Below are 17,349 nucleotides of genomic sequence, written 5' to 3'. Positions count from 1 at the left end.
GCACGTGGCCCCCCGCCATGATCCGGCAGATCGCGTCGCAGGCGGCGGCCGCGGAGGGCCTCGCCGTCGCCGCCGATCACGACCGGGGCGCTCATCCGGTGGCCGCCAGCAGTGCCGTACGGCCGCCCAGCGCGAGCGAGAACTGGTCCGTGACCTGGGCCAGCGCCTCGGCCGAGCCCGGCGCGACGATCAGCGAGCCGTCGTCGCCCACGGTGAGGTCCTTGTCGAGGATGAACCAGCCCGGGACGATGTGCGTGGCACCCATGGAACTCAGCACGGGGCGCAGGGCGTAGTCGATGGCCAGGACGTGGGCGGTGGAGCCGCCCGTGGCCAGCGGCAGCACCGTCTTGCCGGCCAGCGCGTACTGCGGGAGCAGGTCCAGCAGGGACTTCAGCAGCCCGGAGTAGGCGGCCTTGTAGACGGGGGTACCGACCACGACCCCGTCGGCCCGCTCGACCAGGGCGGTGGCCCGGATGATCTCCGGGTGCCGGAAGTCCGCCCCCAGCAGGGCCTCGGCGGGCAGGGTCCGGACGTCGAACGGGATCACCTCGTGCCCCTGCGCGGTGAGCCGGTCGTCCAGGTGGCGCAGCAGCCGGGCGGTGCGGGACGTGGCGGACGGACTGCCGGAGATGGAGAGGACGGTGGCCATGAGAGGACCTTTCAGGAGTACCAGGTGGGCTGCGGCAGTTCGCCCGTGAGGACGTGGCGGCCGATCTCGCGGCGCTTGTAGGCGACCGGGTCGTGGAGCGAGTGGGTGCGGACGTTGCGCCAGAAGCGGTCGAGGCCCTCCGCGGAGGCGGTGGCACGCGCACCGGTCACCTCGAAGATGCGGTGGGTGATGTCCAGGGCCACGTCGGTGGCGCGGGCCTTCACCGCGGCCACCCGGACCTCGAACTCGCCCCGGGCCTGTTCGGTGACCGCGTCCGGGTCGTCGTGCAGCCTCTGGCCCTCGGCGGCCACGGCGTCGGCCAGGGCCTCGACGGCCCACAGCTTGGCGGTGAGGTCGCCGTAGATGTCGATGACGTACGGCTCGTCGACGGCGTGCTCGTGGCCGCCGTGCAGCCAGGGCCGTGACTTGGTGCGGGTGTAGGCGGCGGCGGTCTCCAGTGCGCCGGCGGCGATGCCGAGGTAGAAGTTGACGAAGACGAGCTGGATGGTGGGCACGTTGAGGGTGTTGTAGACGCGCGGCTGGAACCGCTTGTCGACGTAGCCCGCCGCGGCCGACCAGGGGACCCGTACGGCGTCGAGGGTGACGCCGCCGCTCTCGGTGAGGCGCTGGCCGATGTTGTCCCAGTCGTCGTGGAAGGTCAGGCCCTCGCTGTCGGACGGGACGATGGCGAAGACGTGATCGTCGGTGCCGGCCAGGACGCCCTCCAGCACGGTGACGTCGGACACCTTGCTGCCGGTGGAGAAGGACTTGCGGCCGGTGAAGGTGAGCGTGTCGCCCTCGTCCCTCACCACCACGTCCTCGTCGCGCGGGTTGACCGCGCCGCCGAAGAACCAGTGGTTGCGGGCGGCCTCGGCCTCTACGTGCTCCCACTGCTCGCGGGTGCCGACCAGCCGGGCGGCCCAGTTCCACAAGTAGTGGTAGCCGAGCAGCTGGCCGATGGAACCGTCCGCCTTGGCGACCTCGCGGACGACACGGTAGGCAGTGGGCCAGTCCTGGCCCCCGCCGCCGTGCTCGACGGGGCCGAGGAGGGTGACCAGGCCGGACTCCTTGAGCAGCCGGACCTCGGCGTACGGGGTGGCGGCGGTCTTGTCCCGGGCGGCGGCGTCGGAGGCGAGGACGGCGGCGACCTCGGTGGCGCGGGCGATCCAGCCGGCGGCGTCGGTCGGGGCGGGGGCGGTCTTCCAGTCGGCCGGTGCGGCGGTGCTCATGGGGATACCTCTCTTACTGTCGGTGCCGGTCACGGGTGGTCAGGAGCGGGCGGCGACGGGCTCGGACTCGGGCTGCTGGGCCTCCAGTTCGCGTACGAGGGGCAGCACCCGCTTGCCGAAGTACTCGACCTCCTCCAGGTAGTGCAGGAAGCCGAGGAGGAAGAGGTCGACGCCGAGCCGCTTGTAGGCGACGATCCGCTCGGCGATCTGCTCAGGGGTGCCGATCAGACCGGTGCGGAAGCCGTCGTTGTACTGGACGAGGTCCTCGAAGGTGGAGTCCTGCCACATGCCCTTGCCGTCGGTGGTGGACTGTCCGGCCTGCTGGACGGCGTCGCGGAAGCCGTGCACGGCCTGTGTATCGGCCTTGGCGACGATCTCGCGGAGCGTGTCGCGGGCCTCGGCCTCGGTGTCGCGGGCGATGAGGAAGCCGTTCAGGCCGAACTTCGGTGGCCTGCGACCCGCTTGGGCGGCGGAGGCGCGGACGTCGGCGATCTGCTCGGTGACGCCGTCGAAGTCCTTGCCGTTGGAGAAGTACCAGTCGGAGACGCGGCCGGCCATGGCGCGCGCGGCAGTGGAGTTGCCGCCCTGGAAGATCTCCGGGTGCGGACGCTCGGGGGTGTTGAGCGGCTTGGGCTTGAGGGAGAAGTCGCGCACCCGGTAGAAGTCACCGGCGAGTTCGGCATGGTCCTCGGTCCAGATCGTCCGCAGGGCGGTGATGAACTCCTCCGCGCGCCGGTAGCGTTCGTCGTGCTCCAGCCACGGCTCGCCCAGGGCGGTGAACTCGCCCTTGAACCAGCCGCTGACGACGTTGACGGCGAAGCGGCCGCCCGACAGGTGGTCGGCGGTGGCGCCGAGTTTGGCGAGGACGCCCGGGTGCCACAGGCCGGGGTGGACGGCGGCGATGACCTTCAGCCGCTCGGTGGCGAGCAGCAGGGCGAGGCTGAAGCTGGTCGACTCGTGCTGGTACTCGGCGCCGTAACTGGCCATGTAGCGGACCTGGCTGAGGGCGTAGTCGAAGCCGTTGTTCTCGGCGAGGACGGCCAGTTCGCGGTTGTAGTCGTAGCCCCAGTCGGTGCGCTGCTCGATGGTGCTGGTGACCAGGCCGCCGCTGACGTTCGGCACCCAGTAGGCGAAGCGGGCGGGGTCGGGTCCGGGGATTGCGGGCATGAGGAAACTCCTGGCATGAGTACGCACGCGAAAGGGGCGCATGCGTGACAGGGAAACGTGTTCAGTGACCGGGATCCGGACGTGCGGGGACGACATTCCCGGGAAAAGCCGAAATCACCGCGGACAACGGCTCCCAGTGGAATTCACGGAGAAAGATCGGCGCGAGTGCGAGGGTTTCCCTCGGATGCGCTCAGACCCGACAGCGACAGCAGGAGCTGGAGACACGCGCAAGGTCGACGTGGCGTCGCCGCGTGAGGTCCTGTCGCTTCATGTCATCGATCAAAGCAGCGGGGAGTCCGGCCGGTCAAGAATGCCCGGGGCTGATTCCGCATGCTGAGAGCAGGAATTCACGAGGTTGTGACAGGGGTTCCCTTGAACCCGGTCGGCAGCGATGGGCAGCCCCGCTGTCGTGCGTACAGAACAGCTCGAATACCTCGCGGCCGTCACCCGGTCGGGTTCACTGCGGCGGGCCGCGGAGGAACCGTGCCGCTCCCCCGCTCCGAAGCCGTCGAAGCCGAGTTCCTCGGCGAGCAGGGCGTTGTCGAGGACCTCGCGGAAGCGGTCATGGGTCGGCTCGTGCACCCCGGTGATCGGATCCGGCCGGTGCACGATCAGGGTGACGGCGAGGAACTTCACGACGCTGCCCGTTCGTCACGGACGTCGTCGACGGGGGTCCCCCCGCTCGAGCGAAGCCGAGAGTGGGGGAGGGCCAGGCCGAGGTGGTCGCGAAGGGTCGGGCCCTCGTACTCCGTGCGGAACACGCCTTGGTCCTGCAGGAGCGGGACGACCTTGTCGGCGAACTCGTCGAGGCCGGTCGGGGTGATGTGCGGGACGAGGATGAAGCCGTCACTTGCATCGGCCTGCACGAACTCGTTGATGGTGCGGGCGATCGTCTCGGCCGAACCGATGAAGTTCTGCCGGTTGCCGGTCTCGATGACCAGGTCGCGGATGGACCAGTTGTTTGCGGCGGCGAGCTCGCGCCACTCGCGGGCGGTGGCCAGCGGGTCGCGGTACATGCGGACCTGGGCACGGCCCTTGGAGATGTGGGTCTCGCTGACATCAGGGTCGATGTCGGGGAGCGGCCCGTCCGGGTCGTAGGTGGACAGGTCCCGGTTCCAGACGAACTCCAGGTGCTTGAGGGCGGTGGCGCCGCTGACCTGCTGGCGGCGCACCAGCTTGGCCAGTTCCTCCGCCTCGGCGTCGGTGTCGGCGAGGGTGAAGGTGGCGGCGGGCAGGATCAGCAGCTGGTCGTGGTGGCGGCCGTACTTGGCGAGGCGCTTCTTGACGTCCGTGTAGAAGGCCTGGCCGGCTTCGAGGGTGGCGTGCCGGCTGAAGATCGCGTCGGCTTCGGAGGCGGCGAACTCGCGGCCCTCCTCGGAGTCGCCGGCCTGGAAGATCACCGGGCGGCCCTGCGGGGAGCGCGGCACGTTGAACTGCCCGTGGATGTCGAAGTGCTGTCCGGTGTGGACGAAGGCTCCGGCCTTGGCGTCCCGCAGGAAGGTGCCGGTCTCCTGGTCGGCGAGGATCTCGTCGCCGTGCCAGGAGTCGAAGAGCTCGTTCGCCGTGGCCAGGAACTCCTTGGCGCGGGAGTAGCGCTCCTCCTGCGGCAGGAAACCGCCGCGGCGGAAGTTCTCGCCGGTGAAGGCGTCCCAGGAGGTGACGACGTTCCAGGCGGAGCGCCCGCCGGAGAGGTGGTCGAGGCTGGCGAACTGGCGGGCGACCTCGTAGGGCTCGTTGAAGGTGGAGTTGATGGTGCCGGTCAGGCCGAGGTGCTCGGTGACGGCGGCGAGCGCGGCGAGCACGGTGAAGGTGTCGGGGCGGCCGACGACGTCCAGGTCGTAGATCCGTCCGCCCTGTTCGCGCAGCCGGAGTCCCTCGGCGAGGAACAGGAAGTCGAACTTCGCGCGTTCGGCGGTCTGCGCGAAGTGGACGAAGGAGCTGAACTCGATGTGGCTGGCGGCCTTCGGGTCGCTCCACACGGTGGTGTTGTTGACGCCCGGGAAGTGGGCAGCCAGATGGATCTGCTTCAAAGGCTTGGTCATCGGTCGGGGATCCTTCCGGCTCAGGCAGCGGCGTAGCGGTTGGCGGGGCGGGCCAGGCCCAGCAGGCCGCGCAGAGTGCCGGCCTCATAGGCGCGGCGGAAGGCGCCACGGCGCTGCAGTTCGGGGACCAGCCCCCGGGTGATCGCCGGGAGGTCGTGGCCGGCGACGGCGGGACGCAGCCGGAAACCGGTCAGCCCGGCGTTGTGCGACTCCTGAAGCAGATCGGCGAGTCCGGAGGGCGTGCCGGTGAAGATGTGGGCATCACTCGTGTACGGCCGTCCCGCGAGCGCGTCGAGCCGTTCCCGGCGGGCGGTCGCGGCGGCCGGGTCGTCGTCGAGAAAGACGACCAGGTCGCCGAAGACATGGAGGGGTTCGGTGGCTCGCCCCACGGCGTTCTGCTCGGCGCGGATCCGGGCGACGACGGCGCGGGCCTCGTCGGCGTCGTGCGGGGTGACGTACCCGATGTCGGCGGCGCGGGCCACCAGCCGGTACGGGACGGTGTCGTGGGCGAGGGCGCTGACGATCGGCTGGCCCTGCGGCGGACGGGGCGTGATGCCAGGGCCTCTGACGCTGAAGTGCCTGCCCTCGAAGTCGATGTAGTGCAGCTTGTCGCGGTCGATGAAGCGGCCGGTGGCCGCGTCCCGGATCTCGGCGTCGTCCTCCCAGCTGTCCCACAGGCGGCGCACCACCTCCACGTAGTCGGCGGCCTCGTCGAAGAGGTCGGCCACCAGCTCCCGGGTGTCCGGGTGGTCGTAGGCCTCGATGCGCGGGACGGTGCGGCGGCCGAAGTGGGCGGCCTCGTTCGGGCGGGCGGTGATCTGCACACGCAGGCCGGCACGGCCGGCGCTGACGTAGTCGAGGGTGGCGATCGCCTTGGAGATGTGGAACGGCTCCGTGTGCGTGGAGACCACCGTCGGCACCAGACCTATGTGCCGGGTCAACGGTGCGATGCGGGAGGCGATGAGGACGGCGTCGAGGCGGCCGCGGACCTGGTCGGTGCGCTCGTCCGGGTCCAGGAAGTGCGAGGACTGAGGGCCGAGGCCGTCCTCGATGGTCACGAAATCGAGCAGACCGCGCTCGGCCTCGGCGACCAGATCGGCCCAGTATCCGGCAGTGAACAGGTCGCGCGGGCGGGCCACCGGCTCGCGCCAGGAGGACGGGTGCCAGCCGGTGCCGTCCAGGGCGACGGCAAGGTGCAGGGAAGAAGAAGGTGCTGAGGACACGAGTGGGTGCCTTCCTGAGGGCAACGGCGGTGAAGGAGCGGGTCAGGAACAACAGAGCGCGCCGGCCACGCGCTGGAGGTCTGTGTGGGGCCGGCGCGGGCGAGAACGGCCACCGGGTGGAGCCGGCCGGCACTGTCGTCGTGCGGTGGCGCGGCGGAGCCGCCGACGGCGACGAAGTCCGGGGTGCCCTGCTCGGCGAGGCCGGTCAGGTCCGTCCAGGGGGCGGCTGCGAGGGACTCTGCGGGGCGGTGACCGGTCCCGTCGAGTGCGAGGGAGAGGTGGAGTTCGCGGGGCATGAGCTCGTGTCCTGGACGAAGGCGGGGTGTGCAGGCGTCGTACCGCCTGCGCACTCCAGGTCCGCTACTTGTTGGTCCTGGGCAGGCCGGGCGGGTTGATCTCGGACTTGGTCACGGCCTCGTCGGACAGGCCCCAGCGCCCCAGCACCTTCGCGTACGTCCCGTTCTCGATGACGTGGTTGAGGGCGTCGGCGAGCGGCTTGACCAGGCCGCTGTCCTTCTTGGTGGTGGCCGCGATGAGGCCCTGGAGGGTGGAGCCGGCGCCGGAGTACGTGCCGACCACTTCTGTCTTCCCGGTGGTGGCCGCGTGGTAGGCGGCGGTCGGGTTGGGACCGAGGTAGAGGTCGATGCGGCCGGACTGGAGGGCGAGGTAGGTGTCGCTGTCGTTCTGGTAGTACTTGATGTTCACCGGCTTGCGGCCGGCCTTCTCGTTCCCCCTGCTCCACTCGATGAGCAGCTTCTCCTGGTTGGTGCCGCTGCTCACGGCGACCGTCCTGCCCGCCACGTCCTCGGGCCCGGTGACCTTCAGGCCGCTGCCCTTCTTCGCTTCGAAGCCCAGGTTGTCCTCGCGGTAGGTGGCGAAGTCGTACTTCTCCTTGCGCTCCTCGGTGACGGTGATGTTGCTGAACCCGACGTCGTACTTGGCGCTGTCGAGGCCGACGAAGATGTTCTCCCAGGAGACCGTGTTGATGTGCAGCTTGAGGCCGAGCACGTCGGCGACCAGGGAGGCGATGTCGGGCTCGACGCCGATGACGGTCTTGTTGTCGGTGGCGAAGAAGGTCAGCGGCGCCGCGGAACCGGACGACTCGACGATCTCCAGGGTGCCTCTCTTGCAGATCTTCTCCGGGACCTCGTCGGCTATGGAGTCGACCTTGCCGGTGGTGATGCGGTTCTGGTCGGGACTGATGTTGATCTTCGTCTTGCTGCCCGACGTGGCCGCGACCTCGGTCGTGCCGCCGTCGTCGGGGTTGCTGCACGCGGCGAGGACGAGGGCGGTGGCGAGTCCGAGCGCGACCGCGGTGGTGCGGCGGGCGAACGAGGTGGACATGGTCGTGCTCCTTGCGCTTGCGGAAAGGGGTGAGGGTCGGTCAGAGAACCTTGGAGAGGAAGGCGCGGGTTCGCTCGTGCCGCGGGTCGTCCAGGACGGCCGCGGGCGGGCCCTGCTCCACGACGACACCGCCGTCCATGAACACCACGGTGTCGGCGACCTCGCGGGCGAATCCGATCTCGTGGGTCACGACGATCATGGTGGTTCCGGTGCGGGCCAGGTCCTTGATGACGTCGAGGACTTCGCCGACCAGTTCCGGGTCGAGCGCCGAGGTGGGCTCGTCGAAGAGCAGCACCTTCGGCTCGAGGGCCAGCGCGCGGGCGATGGCCACGCGCTGCTGCTGGCCGCCGGAGAGCTGCCGGGGGTAGGAGTCGGCCTTGTCGGCGAGGCCGACCCGGTCGAGGAGCCGGCGGGCGGTCTCCTCCGCTGCCTTGCGCGGGCGGCGCAGTGCGGAGACGGGGGCCTCGATCAGGTTGTCCAGCACGGTCAGGTGCGGGAAGAGGTTGAAGTTCTGGAAGACGAACCCGATGTGGGTGCGCTGCTTCAGTACGTCCTTCTCCTTCAGCTCGTGCAGCTTGCTCCCGGCGCGGCGGTAGCCGATGAGTTCGCCGTCGATGCTGATCCAGCCGCTGTTGACCTTCTCCAGGTGGTTGATGGTGCGCAGCAGCGTGGACTTCCCTGAGCCGGACGGGCCGAGGATCACAGTGACTTCGCCGGCGCGGACCTTCAGGTCGACGCCGCGCAGCACTTCCAGCGGGCCGAAGCTCTTGTGGACTCCGTGGACGTCCACCATCACGTCGTCGACCGTCGGCGTCGCGTCCTTGACGGCCACCCTCACGTCGCTCATCGGCTGTCTCCCAAGGGCTTCAGGGGTATGACGGGCTGGTTGTGCTGGGCGGCGGCCGCGCGCAGAGTGCGGGCGAAGCGGCGGGCGCGCTGGAGCGGGGTGGGCGGCGGGGTGCGGTCGGCGCCCCGGGCGTAGCGGCGCTCCACGTAGTACTGCGCGACCGACAGCAGGGAGGTCAGCACCACATACCAGGCGGTGGCGACCAGCAGCAGCGGGATCACCCGGCCGCTGCGGCCGTAGATCACCTGCACCTGGTAGAACAGCTCACCGATGGACATCACGTAGACCACCGACGTGCCCTTGAGCAGGCCGATGATCTCGTTGCCGGCCGTGGGCAGGATGGCGCGCATGGCCTGCGGCAGCACGATCCGGCGGATCTGCCGCAGCCGGGGGATGCCGAGTGCGGCCGCGGCTTCCAACTGCCCGTGGTCGAGGGCGATGACGCCACCGCGCACGATCTCGGCGGCATAGGCGGCCTGGTGCAGCGTCAGCCCGATGATGGCCGCGCCCATGGTGCCGATGATGCTGTTGCTGTCGACGGACCAGAACACCGGGCCGAAGGGGATGCCGAAGCCCAGCCTCTCGTACAGCGCGCTCAGGTTGAACCAGAACACCAGCTGGACGATCATCGGGATGGACCGGAAGATCCAGATGTAGGTCCAGGCGACGGTCTGCAGCACCGGACTGCGCGACAGCCGCATGAAGGCCAGGACGGTGCCGAGCAGGAACCCCAGTACGGTGGCGTACGCGGTGAGCTGAAGGGTCACCCACACCGCCTGCAAGATCGTCTCGGACAGCACGTAGTCGCTGAAGACGCCCCACTCCCAGACCGGGTTGGTGGTCAGACCGTGCACGAACTGGGCGACCAGCACGATCACGGCGACGGCCGCCGCCCAGCGGGCGTAGTGGCGGGCGGGGACGACCTTGAGCCAGGCCGGATCGTCCGGAGCGGGCATGGCCCCGGGGCCGGTGCTCGGGGTGGCCGCGCCGGGCGGCGCGATGTCGGTGGTGGATGCCATCGTGGTGGTCCTGCTCAACTCTCAGGTGTGCTCGGGCGGGTTGATCCGCGACGTGTCGATCGCGGAGGCGGAGGTGCCCCACTTCTTCAGGATCCGGGCGTACGTGCCGTCCTTGATCAGCTCGTTGACGGCGGCCTGGAAGGCCTTGGTGAGCGGGGAGCCCTTCTTGAAGGCGAAGCCGACGTCGAGGCGGTGGAACTCGCCGAGGAAGGTGGTGTGCGAGGCGGGCTGGGCCGCCTGGTGGCGCAGGCCGTTGATGGTCGACATGATCACGTCGATACGGCCCTGCTGGAGTGCGGTGAGGGTCGCCGCGTTCTCCGAGTAGACCTTCACGTCGTACGGCTTCTTGCCCGCCTTGGCGCACACCCCCTTCTGCGCGGTGAGGGTCGCTTCGAAGGTGGTGCCGGCGCCGGTGCCGATGGTCAGCCCGCACAGCTGGGTGAGGCCGGTGACCTTCTTGCCGAGGGCGGTGTTGCCCGTCTTCACCGCGAAGCCCTGGCCGTCGTTGATGTAGGTGACGAAGTCGACGGTCTTCAAGCGTTCGGTGGTGACGCCGAAGTTGCCGGTCCCGACGTCGTACTTGCCGCTGCCCAGAGCGGGCAGGATCGTCTCGAAGGAGGCGTCCTGCCGCTCCACCTTCACGCCGAGGACCTTGGCCACCGCGTCGGCGATGTCGATGTCCTGGCCGACGGGCGACTTGTCCTGCCCTCCCCCACTCTCGACTTCGCTCGAGCGGGGGGACCCCCGCGGGTAGTACGCCCCGGGCGGGAATCCGACCGAGCTGCCGACCCGCAGCGTGCCCGCTTCGCGGACGTCGGCGGGCAGCAGTGCGGCGACGGAGTCCACCTTGCGTACGGCGGCGACCGGGTCGTCGGTCGGCGCGGGCGATGCGTGAGCGCCCGCCGGTGTGGCGCCGGAGGTGTCGCCGGAGCCACAGGCGGTCAGCGCCAGTACGGGCAGCAGCGCGATGGTCGCGGCGATGCGCAGGCGGGTTCTGATCGGGCGAGGGTTCACAGGTCGGCTGCCTTTCCCGTGCGTGCTTCGGCCGGCAGATGCTTCTCGAAGGGCAGCAGGCCGATGGTTTCCGGGTCGGCCTCGGTGTCGAACAGCGGTGTGTAGCCGGTGGCCAGGTACAGGCCGCGGGCCTCGGGCTGGCGCGGCCCGGTGGTCAGGTAGATCCGGCGGTAGCCACGTGTGCCCGCCTCGCGTTCCAGCTCGGCGACGACCCGTCGGGCGAGGCCACGCCGCCGGTGGGCGGAGTGGGTCCAGATCCGCTTCAGTTCGGCGGTGGTCGCGTCGTACCGGCGGAAGGCGCCGCCTGCGACGGGCTCGCCACGCTCCAGCAACAGGAGCAGCAGGCCGCCGTACGGTTCGGTGAACTCCTCGTCGGGGTAGCGGGAGATCTCGGCGTGGGCGTCCTTGCCGTAGCGCGTGGAGTACTCGTGGCCGAGTTCGCGCAGCAGGGGTCTCACCCGCGGGTCGGCGACGGGGACATGAAGAACTGTCACATCGGCGGCAGGCCGTGATGGCTGGGTCACGGAGGTCATTCGCCCACCGCCGCAAGGGTTTGCGTCCCGCGTGCCGCCCGTTCGGCGACCTCCTCGCGGACGATCGGGATCACATACCGGCCGAAGTCGATGGCGTCGTCCTCGTGTGCCCGGGCGAGCCGGAGCGTGCACTCCTTGTCGAACGCGGCGCCGGAGCGGGGCGTGGTTTCGGAGCCGTCGTTGGTGGCGGCGATGCCGAGGAACTCCACGGGCATGGGCATGGCCCTTTCAGGGATTGCGGCGGCACGCGGGCATGGCGGCATCGCCCTGCGTGCAGGCGTGAGTGAACAGACCGTCAGGCGGACGGGTCGGTGCAGTCGTGACGACGTCGAGCGTCGGGAGAAGCAGAGGTGCGGCAGCGCGCGTGAGGAGAGAATTCGGCCCGCGACGGGGTCACCGAGGGAGGGAAGGGCCGGTCAGACGGCCCGCTGCCGAGTCAGACGCAACACGCGGCGGACCACACTCGACCGAAGTCGATGTGATCGCGCGAGACCAAGCGCGGCTGGGCATTCATGCGACTAATTGAGCAGTACATCGTGGCGCTCGTCAAGCAGCGCCCGGATGCCGGACCGCCCGGGGCCGGCGCCGCCCTGGGCGCTGTTGACACATCGATGCCCTGGGCACATACGATCGACAGCGGATCGGCTCTACCCTGCGCGGCGGCCTTTCCGGCCGCGTTGAGGGACGCGGCGAATGTGACGACGCCGAACCCCGGCCGCACCGTACGCATGCGGCGCCTGTGCCGTTGCGCTCCCTGCGAGTGCCACCGGGTGGTCACCACGCCTGCGATTCCCTCCCCCGGAGAGCCTCTCGATGGTCACGCCTTCCGAAGTCACGCCGGCTCCTGCGACGAAACCCCCGAAACGGGCGAGCGCGCCCGGCCCCGACCTGCCGCGGATCGTGCCGCGCCGGCACGTCGGCCGGTGGCTGACCGCTGCGGTCGCCCTGCTGCTGTTCGCGATGGTGCTCAACTCCGTCGTCCGCAACGACGCCTTCCAGTGGGACGTGGTGGGCCGGTACTTCACCACCGCCGCCGTGCTCGACGGACTGCTGCTCTCCCTTTGGCTGACGGCTGTGGTGATGGTGCTCGGCTTCCTGCTCGGCACCGTGCTCGCGGTGATGCGACTGTCGTCCAACCCTGTTCTGGGCACGCTGAGTTGGGGATATGTGTGGGTCTTCCGGTCCACTCCGCTGCTGGTGCAGCTGCTGTTCTGGTTCAACATCGGCGCCCTGTATCCGACGCTGGGCGTCGGCATCCCGTTCGGCCCGCAGTTCCTCACCGTCAGGACGGTCAATCTGCTCGGCCCCACCCTGACCGCCGTCATCGGCCTGACCCTGCACGAGACCGCCTACGCCGCCGAGGTGGTGCGCGGCGGCATCCTCTCCGTGGACTCCGGGCAGACCGAGGCAGCCCATGCCCTCGGGCTGAGCAGACGCCGCACCCTGCGCCGGATCGTCGTACCCCAGGCGATGCGCTCCATCGTGCCCACGACCGGAAACATGCTGATCGGCACCCTCAAGGGCACCAGCATCGTCAGCGTGCTGGCCGTGCACGACCTGCTGTACTCGGTGCAGCTCGTCTACAACCAGACCTACCAGGTCATCCCGCTGCTGATGGTCGCCACCCTCTGGTACGTCGCGGTCACCACAGTGCTCAGCGCGGGCCAGTTCTACGTCGAGCGGTACTACGCGCGCGGGGACTCCCGCGCCCTGCCGCCGACCCCGCTGCAACGGCTGCGCGGCCACCTGAGCGCCGTGGGCCACCGGCTGAGCGCGGCCACGGCCGCCGACGCCCGCCCGGCGATCGGCGGTGACCGGTGAGCGGCACCCCTTCGCCGGCCGTCCTGGTCGTCGTCGGTGCGGGGCCGCGCGCCACGGGCCTGCTGGAGCGGATCGCCGCCAACGCGCCGGAACTGTGGGACGAAGTAGCGGAGTTGCACATCCACCTGGTGGACCCGCACCCGCCCGGCCCGGGACGCGTCTGGCGTCACGAGCAGTCGGCGCTGCTGCGGATGAACTCCATGGCCGAGGACGTCACCATGTTCACCGACGAGTCGTCCACCATCGAGGGCCCGGTGCGGCCCGGCCCCTCGCTCGCCGAGTGGGCCGCCCAGTTCTCCGGCCGGAGCCCACGCCACACCCCGTACGCCGAACCCGCCGACCCGGACGTGCTCGCCGAACTGTGCACGCTCGACGGGTCCGACTTCCCCACCCGCCGCACCCAGAGCGCCTACCTGGACTGGGTGTTCCGCAGGGCGCTGGCCGAACTGCCGCCCTCGGTCACCGTCGAGTGGCACCGCACCACCGCGACCGCCGTCACCGGTCCGCCGGACGGCCCGCAGTACGTGCACCTCGCCGACCGTGCCACTCCGCTCACCGCCGACCTGGTGGTCCTGGCCCAGGGACACCTCGGCTCCACTCCCGCCGCCGAGTACCGTGACCACGCCGCCTTCGCCCGCCGGCACGGCCGCTTTCACCTCCCGCCCGAGTTCTCCGCCGACGCCGACCTGTCCGGACTGCGGCCCGGCGAACATGTCATCGTCCGCGGCTTGGGACTGGCCTTCATCGACCTGACGACGCTGCTCACCGAGGGCCGCGGCGGCACCTACCGCACCCAGGCCGACGGCACCCTCACCTACCTCCCGTCCGGCCGCGAGCCCGTCCTGCACGTCGGATCGCGGCGCGGGGTGCCGTACCACTCCAAGACGCGCTACCGCCTCCAGGGTCCCCGGCCTCCACTGCCGCGCCACTTCGGCCCCGAGGCGGTCGACGCGCTGCTCGCCGAGGGCCGCCCACTGGACCTGCGGCGCGATGTGTGGCCGCTGATGGCCAAGGAGATCGGCTTCGGCCACTACCACGAGCTCTTCCACGCCCACCCCGAGCGCACGGCCCTCCCCTGGCCGGATTTCGCCGCCGCCTACGACCGCCTGGGCTGGTACGACACCGAGATGGCGGCCCTCGTCGCCACGGCCGTACCCGACCCGGTGGACCGCCTGGACTTCGAGGTCCTGGACCGCCCGCTGGACGGCCTCGCCTTCCCCACGCCGGAGGACTTCCAGGACCACCTGCGCGACCACATCGCCCGGGACGTCACCCGCCGCGAGGACCCGGCGTTCAGCGCCGACCTCGGGGCATTCCTCGCCCTGCTCTCGGTGTACGGGCAACTGCCCCGCCTGGTCGCGGCGGGACGGCTGACCGCGCGTTCCGTCGCCGAGCAACTCGACGGCTGGTGGCACGGCTTCTTCAGCTTCCTGGCCTCCGGCCCGCCCGGCTTCCGCCTGCGCCAGCTGCTGGCTCTGTCCCGGGCCGGGATCGTCCGCTTCCTGGGCGCCGGCATCCGGATCGACACCGACGAGAGCACCGGCACCTTCACCGCTACCGGCCCCACCGTCCCGGGGCACACCCTCCACGCCACCGCCCTCGTCGAGGCGTACCTGCCGGGCCCCTCCCTGACCCGCACCGAGGACCCACTCCTGCGGGGCCTGTATCGGGAAGGCGCACTCGCCGAGGAGGTCATCGCCGACCCCACCCACACCCACCGCTCCGGCCTGCTCGCCGTCTCCCCCACGGACGGCCATGTCATCGACCCGTCCCTCGACAGCCCCCACCCCCGCCGCATCGCCCTCGGCGCCCCCACCAACAGCCGGGCCGTCGCCGCCTTCGCCCGCCCCCGCACCAACGCGCCGGCGTTCCGCCAGAACGACGCGGTCGCCCGCGCGCTCCTGCGTGCCCTGAGAGCCACCGAGGCTGACACGTCTACGTCACCGGTGGACGGCCGGCCTCTCAGAGTCTGAGATATTCCCTACTTTTCCTATTGGATTAGTAGGGAATCCTTGACTGCGACCGTCGGGGGTGCGCAGGATGATGAACATGTCCCCCAAGCAGCAACGGCTCGTTCGTCGTCGGCATGTCGACTTTGGTCACGTCGTCAGTGCCGCCTGCTGCCGCGCGTAAGGCACGCGACTCGCACCTTCGCCCGTGCCACTCCGCTCCCCCCTTCACAGGCGATCAGGCGAAGCCACCCACTTCGCCTGATGGCCCGACACACTCCTGAGGGACAACCGCCATGACCACGGCACTTCCGGCCCAGGCCACCCCACACGATCCGCTCCCCGCCGACCCACCCCATCTTCGCCTGGTGGGCGATACCGCTCAGCGAGCCTCCCAGGGACGCGCTTCCGCGCCGCTCGTCGGCTACCTCGTGCTCGTCCCCGAGGGCACCGATCCCACCGAGCTCTTCGCCAAGGACAGGCCACGGCCCGAGATCCGGCCGGTCGCCGCCGCAGCCTCGGCCCCTGTCCGGCCGACGGCAGACGACGTCATCCACATCGATCCGGCGCGGCATGTCGCTGAGGTCGACGGACGTGAACTCGACCTCACCTACCTGGAGTTCGAGCTGCTGGCGTACCTCGTTCAGCATCCCCACCACGTGCAGGCCCGTGATCGGCTGGTGGCCGCCGTCTGGGGCTACGACCACATCGGCGACGGCCGCACCGTGGATGTCCACATCGCCCGCCTGCGCCGCAAGCTGGGCGAAGCTCACCGGCACCGCATCGTCACCGTTCGGCGCGTGGGCTACAAGTACGTGCCCGACCGGCATGCGAGCTCCAACGCCGCGCCCTGCGGCCGACCTTGAGGAGACCACTTCCATGGGCCTTGCCTCCGCACCGTCCCACCCCGCCTCACCGTCCGACCGAATCGGGCCCGGCCATGCGCACTGGCTGCGCGTGGCCCGCGAGACGGCGGACGACCTGGCCACGGACGCGGCGGCCAGGGAGCAGGCGGGCAAGGCCCCGATCGACGAGGTGTCCCGGCTGCGCGAGGCGGGACTGCTGACGATCCTGGGGCCGACCGAGCCCCAGGGAGACGGCGCGGACTGGCTGACGGCCTACGCCGTCGTCCGGGAGATCGCCGCGGCCGACGGCGCGATCGGTCAACTGCTCGGCTGTCACTACTTCCTGTCGTGCAGCGCCCGGTTCTTCGCCGGGCCCGCTCTCGCCGCGCGGACAGAGGAGCGGTCCGCAGCCGAACAGTGGTGCTGGGGCGGCGGTCTCGCGCGTCAGGAGCCGCCTCTGATGCTGGCCAGGACCTCCAAGGGACTGGTGCTCGACGGTCGGCAGAGCTACACCACCGGGGTCCTGGTCGCCGATCGTCTCGCCGTGCGCGCCGTGCGGGAGGACACGGGTGAACCGCTCGCCGTCGTGGTGGATCCCTCCCGTCGCGGTGTGGTGATCGACAGCGATACCGACCCCTTCGGCCAGCGGCTCGCGGCCGGCGGCAGCGTGGAGTTCGACGACGTACCAGTGGGTGCCGACGACGTGATCGGCTCCCTGTCCGCGGACGAGGACCTACTGTCGCCCCGGGCCGCCCTGGCATCTCCCGTCGGGCGTCTCTTCTCCGCCCAGCTCCTTCTCGGCATGGCCGAGGGAGTGCTCGCCGAAGCCCGTGAGTACAGCAGGACGGGCCACGCACCCTGGCACCCCGCCGCGCCGGCCGGCACCCCGCACGACCCGCAGGTGCACACCGCCTACGGAGAACTCACCGTCCTCACCCGCTCAGCGTCGGCACTCACCGATCAAGCACTGGAAGCCGTGCGAGGCGGCCTCGAGCGTGGCGAAGACCTCACCTACGACGAGTGTGCGGACGTCTCCGCCCTCGTGGCCATGGCCGAAACCGCCGCGGCCCGGGCAGCGCAGGAGTCCACCACCCGCGCCCTCGACATCATCGGCGCCCGCTCCACCTCCGCATGGCTGGGCTTCGACCGGTTCTGGCGCAATGCCCGAACCCACACCCTGTACGAGCCCGTCGCCCACCGGCTCCGCGATGTCGGGGAGTACTTCCTCAACGGCGCTCACCCTCCGTTCGTCCTGCCCGCCTGATCGGGAGGCGGGGACGTTCGGGGAGACCCATTCCGGGGATCGATTCCGTGCTGATGCCACTGGGCCTGTGGCTCATCGGGCGCACCCTCCGGCCCGCCCCGACTCCCTCCGGCCCGCCCCGACTGCGGAACCCTCGCCCCGCGCCATCACCGGGCCGGCCCTCGGCGTCGGTCACCGCCCGTCCAGACCATTGTGAACGCCGCGCTTCATGCGCATGTCGGACCGTTGAGAACATATGACGCGTACGCAACCGACATTGACCTGGCTGGATTTCGCTGAAAGTCTCGTGGCTGTGAGCAAGTCCGAGACCCTCGCCGCGTGCCTGCACGTCGATCTGCGGCGTCAGGCCAGCGCCATCTGTGCCGTCGGTCGCCGCACTCACTGACAGGCACAGCTCCCCTTC

Annotated in this window: 15 protein-coding genes and 3 pseudogenes; 5 read left to right on the top strand and 13 right to left on the bottom strand. The window is 70.3% G+C overall.

All coding sequences use genetic code 11. The features are described 5' to 3' along the window. Positions 1-91: 91 nt before the first annotated feature. From ssuE to ACWDNY_RS24190, 4 genes are all read right to left on the bottom strand, one after another. Positions 92-649, bottom strand: a complete 558-nt coding sequence (gene ssuE, locus ACWDNY_RS24205) for an NADPH-dependent FMN reductase (RefSeq protein ID WP_451647894.1) — start codon at positions 647-649, stop codon at positions 92-94. Positions 650-660: 11 nt separating this feature from the next. Next, a complete protein-coding gene (locus tag ACWDNY_RS24200) occupies positions 661-1,878 on the bottom strand; it encodes an acyl-CoA dehydrogenase family protein (RefSeq protein ID WP_451647893.1) in 1,218 nt (405 codons plus the stop codon). Between the two features lie 39 nt (positions 1,879-1,917). After that, positions 1,918-3,045 (bottom strand): dimethylsulfone monooxygenase SfnG, encoded by a 1,128-nt coding sequence (sfnG, locus tag ACWDNY_RS24195; RefSeq protein ID WP_451647892.1) that lies wholly within the window; start codon positions 3,043-3,045, stop codon positions 1,918-1,920. 190 nt (positions 3,046-3,235) lie between these two features. Next, positions 3,236-3,316 (bottom strand): putative leader peptide, encoded by an 81-nt coding sequence (locus ACWDNY_RS24190; protein ID WP_351078001.1) that lies wholly within the window; start codon positions 3,314-3,316, stop codon positions 3,236-3,238. 138 nt (positions 3,317-3,454) lie between these two features. Here ACWDNY_RS24190 and ACWDNY_RS24185 point away from each other — a divergent pair. Continuing rightward, positions 3,455-3,527: pseudogene (locus ACWDNY_RS24185) on the top strand (helix-turn-helix domain-containing protein); the annotation flags it as partial. Between the two features lies 1 nt (position 3,528). Here ACWDNY_RS24185 and ACWDNY_RS24180 read toward each other — a convergent pair. The 9 genes and pseudogenes from ACWDNY_RS24180 to ACWDNY_RS24140 form a co-directional block, all read right to left on the bottom strand. Continuing rightward, positions 3,529-3,681: pseudogene (locus tag ACWDNY_RS24180) on the bottom strand (LLM class flavin-dependent oxidoreductase); the annotation flags it as partial. Continuing rightward, complete coding sequence (locus tag ACWDNY_RS24175; protein WP_451647891.1) at positions 3,678-5,087, bottom strand: NtaA/DmoA family FMN-dependent monooxygenase; 1,410 nt, start codon at positions 5,085-5,087, stop codon at positions 3,678-3,680. The pseudogene ACWDNY_RS24180 and the gene ACWDNY_RS24175, both read right to left, overlap by 4 nt. 20 nt (positions 5,088-5,107) lie before the next feature. After that, entirely contained in the window at positions 5,108-6,310 is a 1,203-nt protein-coding gene (locus ACWDNY_RS24170) for an LLM class flavin-dependent oxidoreductase (protein ID WP_451647890.1), read from the bottom strand. A gap of 360 nt (positions 6,311-6,670) precedes the next feature. Next, positions 6,671-7,654 (bottom strand): transporter substrate-binding domain-containing protein, encoded by a 984-nt coding sequence (locus tag ACWDNY_RS24165; RefSeq protein WP_451647889.1) that lies wholly within the window; start codon positions 7,652-7,654, stop codon positions 6,671-6,673. Positions 7,655-7,694: 40 nt separating this feature from the next. Then, a complete protein-coding gene (locus ACWDNY_RS24160; protein WP_451647899.1) occupies positions 7,695-8,447 on the bottom strand; it encodes an amino acid ABC transporter ATP-binding protein in 753 nt (250 codons plus the stop codon). A gap of 50 nt (positions 8,448-8,497) precedes the next feature. Beyond that, entirely contained in the window at positions 8,498-9,520 is a 1,023-nt protein-coding gene (locus tag ACWDNY_RS24155; protein ID WP_451647888.1) for an amino acid ABC transporter permease, read from the bottom strand. Between the two features lie 21 nt (positions 9,521-9,541). Beyond that, positions 9,542-10,534 carry an ABC transporter substrate-binding protein gene (locus ACWDNY_RS24150; RefSeq protein ID WP_451647887.1) on the bottom strand — a complete coding sequence of 331 codons (993 nt, stop codon included), beginning with the start codon at positions 10,532-10,534 and terminating at the stop codon, positions 9,542-9,544. Then, positions 10,531-11,067, bottom strand: a complete 537-nt coding sequence (locus ACWDNY_RS24145; protein ID WP_451647886.1) for a GNAT family N-acetyltransferase — start codon at positions 11,065-11,067, stop codon at positions 10,531-10,533. Before ACWDNY_RS24145 ends, ACWDNY_RS24150 begins: the two co-directional genes overlap by 4 nt. A gap of 86 nt (positions 11,068-11,153) precedes the next feature. Further along, a pseudogene (locus ACWDNY_RS24140) lies at positions 11,154-11,282 on the bottom strand (LLM class flavin-dependent oxidoreductase); the annotation flags it as partial. 598 nt (positions 11,283-11,880) lie between these two features. Here ACWDNY_RS24140 and ACWDNY_RS24135 point away from each other — a divergent pair. The 4 genes from ACWDNY_RS24135 to ACWDNY_RS24120 all read left to right on the top strand — a co-directional run bounded on the left by ACWDNY_RS24135 (position 11,881) and on the right by ACWDNY_RS24120 (position 16,946). Next, on the top strand, positions 11,881-12,888 hold the full coding sequence (locus tag ACWDNY_RS24135) for an ABC transporter permease subunit (protein WP_451647885.1): 1,008 nt from the start codon (positions 11,881-11,883) through the stop codon (positions 12,886-12,888). Beyond that, positions 12,885-14,861: an FAD/NAD(P)-binding protein gene (locus ACWDNY_RS24130; RefSeq protein WP_451647884.1), complete on the top strand. Its 1,977-nt coding sequence runs from the start codon at positions 12,885-12,887 to the stop codon at positions 14,859-14,861. Before ACWDNY_RS24135 ends, ACWDNY_RS24130 begins: the two co-directional genes overlap by 4 nt. Positions 14,862-15,133: 272 nt before the next feature. Beyond that, complete coding sequence (locus ACWDNY_RS24125) at positions 15,134-15,703, top strand: winged helix-turn-helix domain-containing protein (RefSeq protein WP_451647883.1); 570 nt, start codon at positions 15,134-15,136, stop codon at positions 15,701-15,703. 13 nt (positions 15,704-15,716) lie between these two features. Continuing rightward, entirely contained in the window at positions 15,717-16,946 is a 1,230-nt protein-coding gene (locus ACWDNY_RS24120) for an acyl-CoA dehydrogenase family protein (protein ID WP_451647882.1), read from the top strand. Positions 16,947-17,349: the final 403 nt, after the last annotated feature.

This window comes from Streptomyces sp. NPDC003697 (assembly GCF_053587115.1).
Note: the sequence above shows the minus strand (reverse complement) of the source record. Positions and strands in the feature narration are given on the sequence as shown.

Coding starts and splice junctions, on each gene's coding strand:
- ACWDNY_RS24175 (WP_451647891.1), bottom strand. CDS start 5,087: ATGACCAAGCCTTTGAAGCAGATCCATCTGGCTGCCCACTTCCCGGGC.
- ACWDNY_RS24165 (WP_451647889.1), bottom strand. CDS start 7,654: ATGTCCACCTCGTTCGCCCGCCGCACCACCGCGGTCGCGCTCGGACTC.
- ACWDNY_RS24200 (WP_451647893.1), bottom strand. CDS start 1,878: ATGAGCACCGCCGCACCGGCCGACTGGAAGACCGCCCCCGCCCCGACC.
- ACWDNY_RS24155 (WP_451647888.1), bottom strand. CDS start 9,520: ATGGCATCCACCACCGACATCGCGCCGCCCGGCGCGGCCACCCCGAGC.
- ACWDNY_RS24160 (WP_451647899.1), bottom strand. CDS start 8,447: ATGGTGGACGTCCACGGAGTCCACAAGAGCTTCGGCCCGCTGGAAGTG.
- ACWDNY_RS24120 (WP_451647882.1), top strand. CDS start 15,717: ATGGGCCTTGCCTCCGCACCGTCCCACCCCGCCTCACCGTCCGACCGA.
- ACWDNY_RS24135 (WP_451647885.1), top strand. CDS start 11,881: ATGGTCACGCCTTCCGAAGTCACGCCGGCTCCTGCGACGAAACCCCCG.
- ssuE (WP_451647894.1), bottom strand. CDS start 649: ATGGCCACCGTCCTCTCCATCTCCGGCAGTCCGTCCGCCACGTCCCGC.
- ACWDNY_RS24190 (WP_351078001.1), bottom strand. CDS start 3,316: ATGAAGCGACAGGACCTCACGCGGCGACGCCACGTCGACCTTGCGCGT.
- sfnG (WP_451647892.1), bottom strand. CDS start 3,045: ATGCCCGCAATCCCCGGACCCGACCCCGCCCGCTTCGCCTACTGGGTG.
- ACWDNY_RS24125 (WP_451647883.1), top strand. CDS start 15,134: ATGACCACGGCACTTCCGGCCCAGGCCACCCCACACGATCCGCTCCCC.
- ACWDNY_RS24145 (WP_451647886.1), bottom strand. CDS start 11,067: ATGACCTCCGTGACCCAGCCATCACGGCCTGCCGCCGATGTGACAGTT.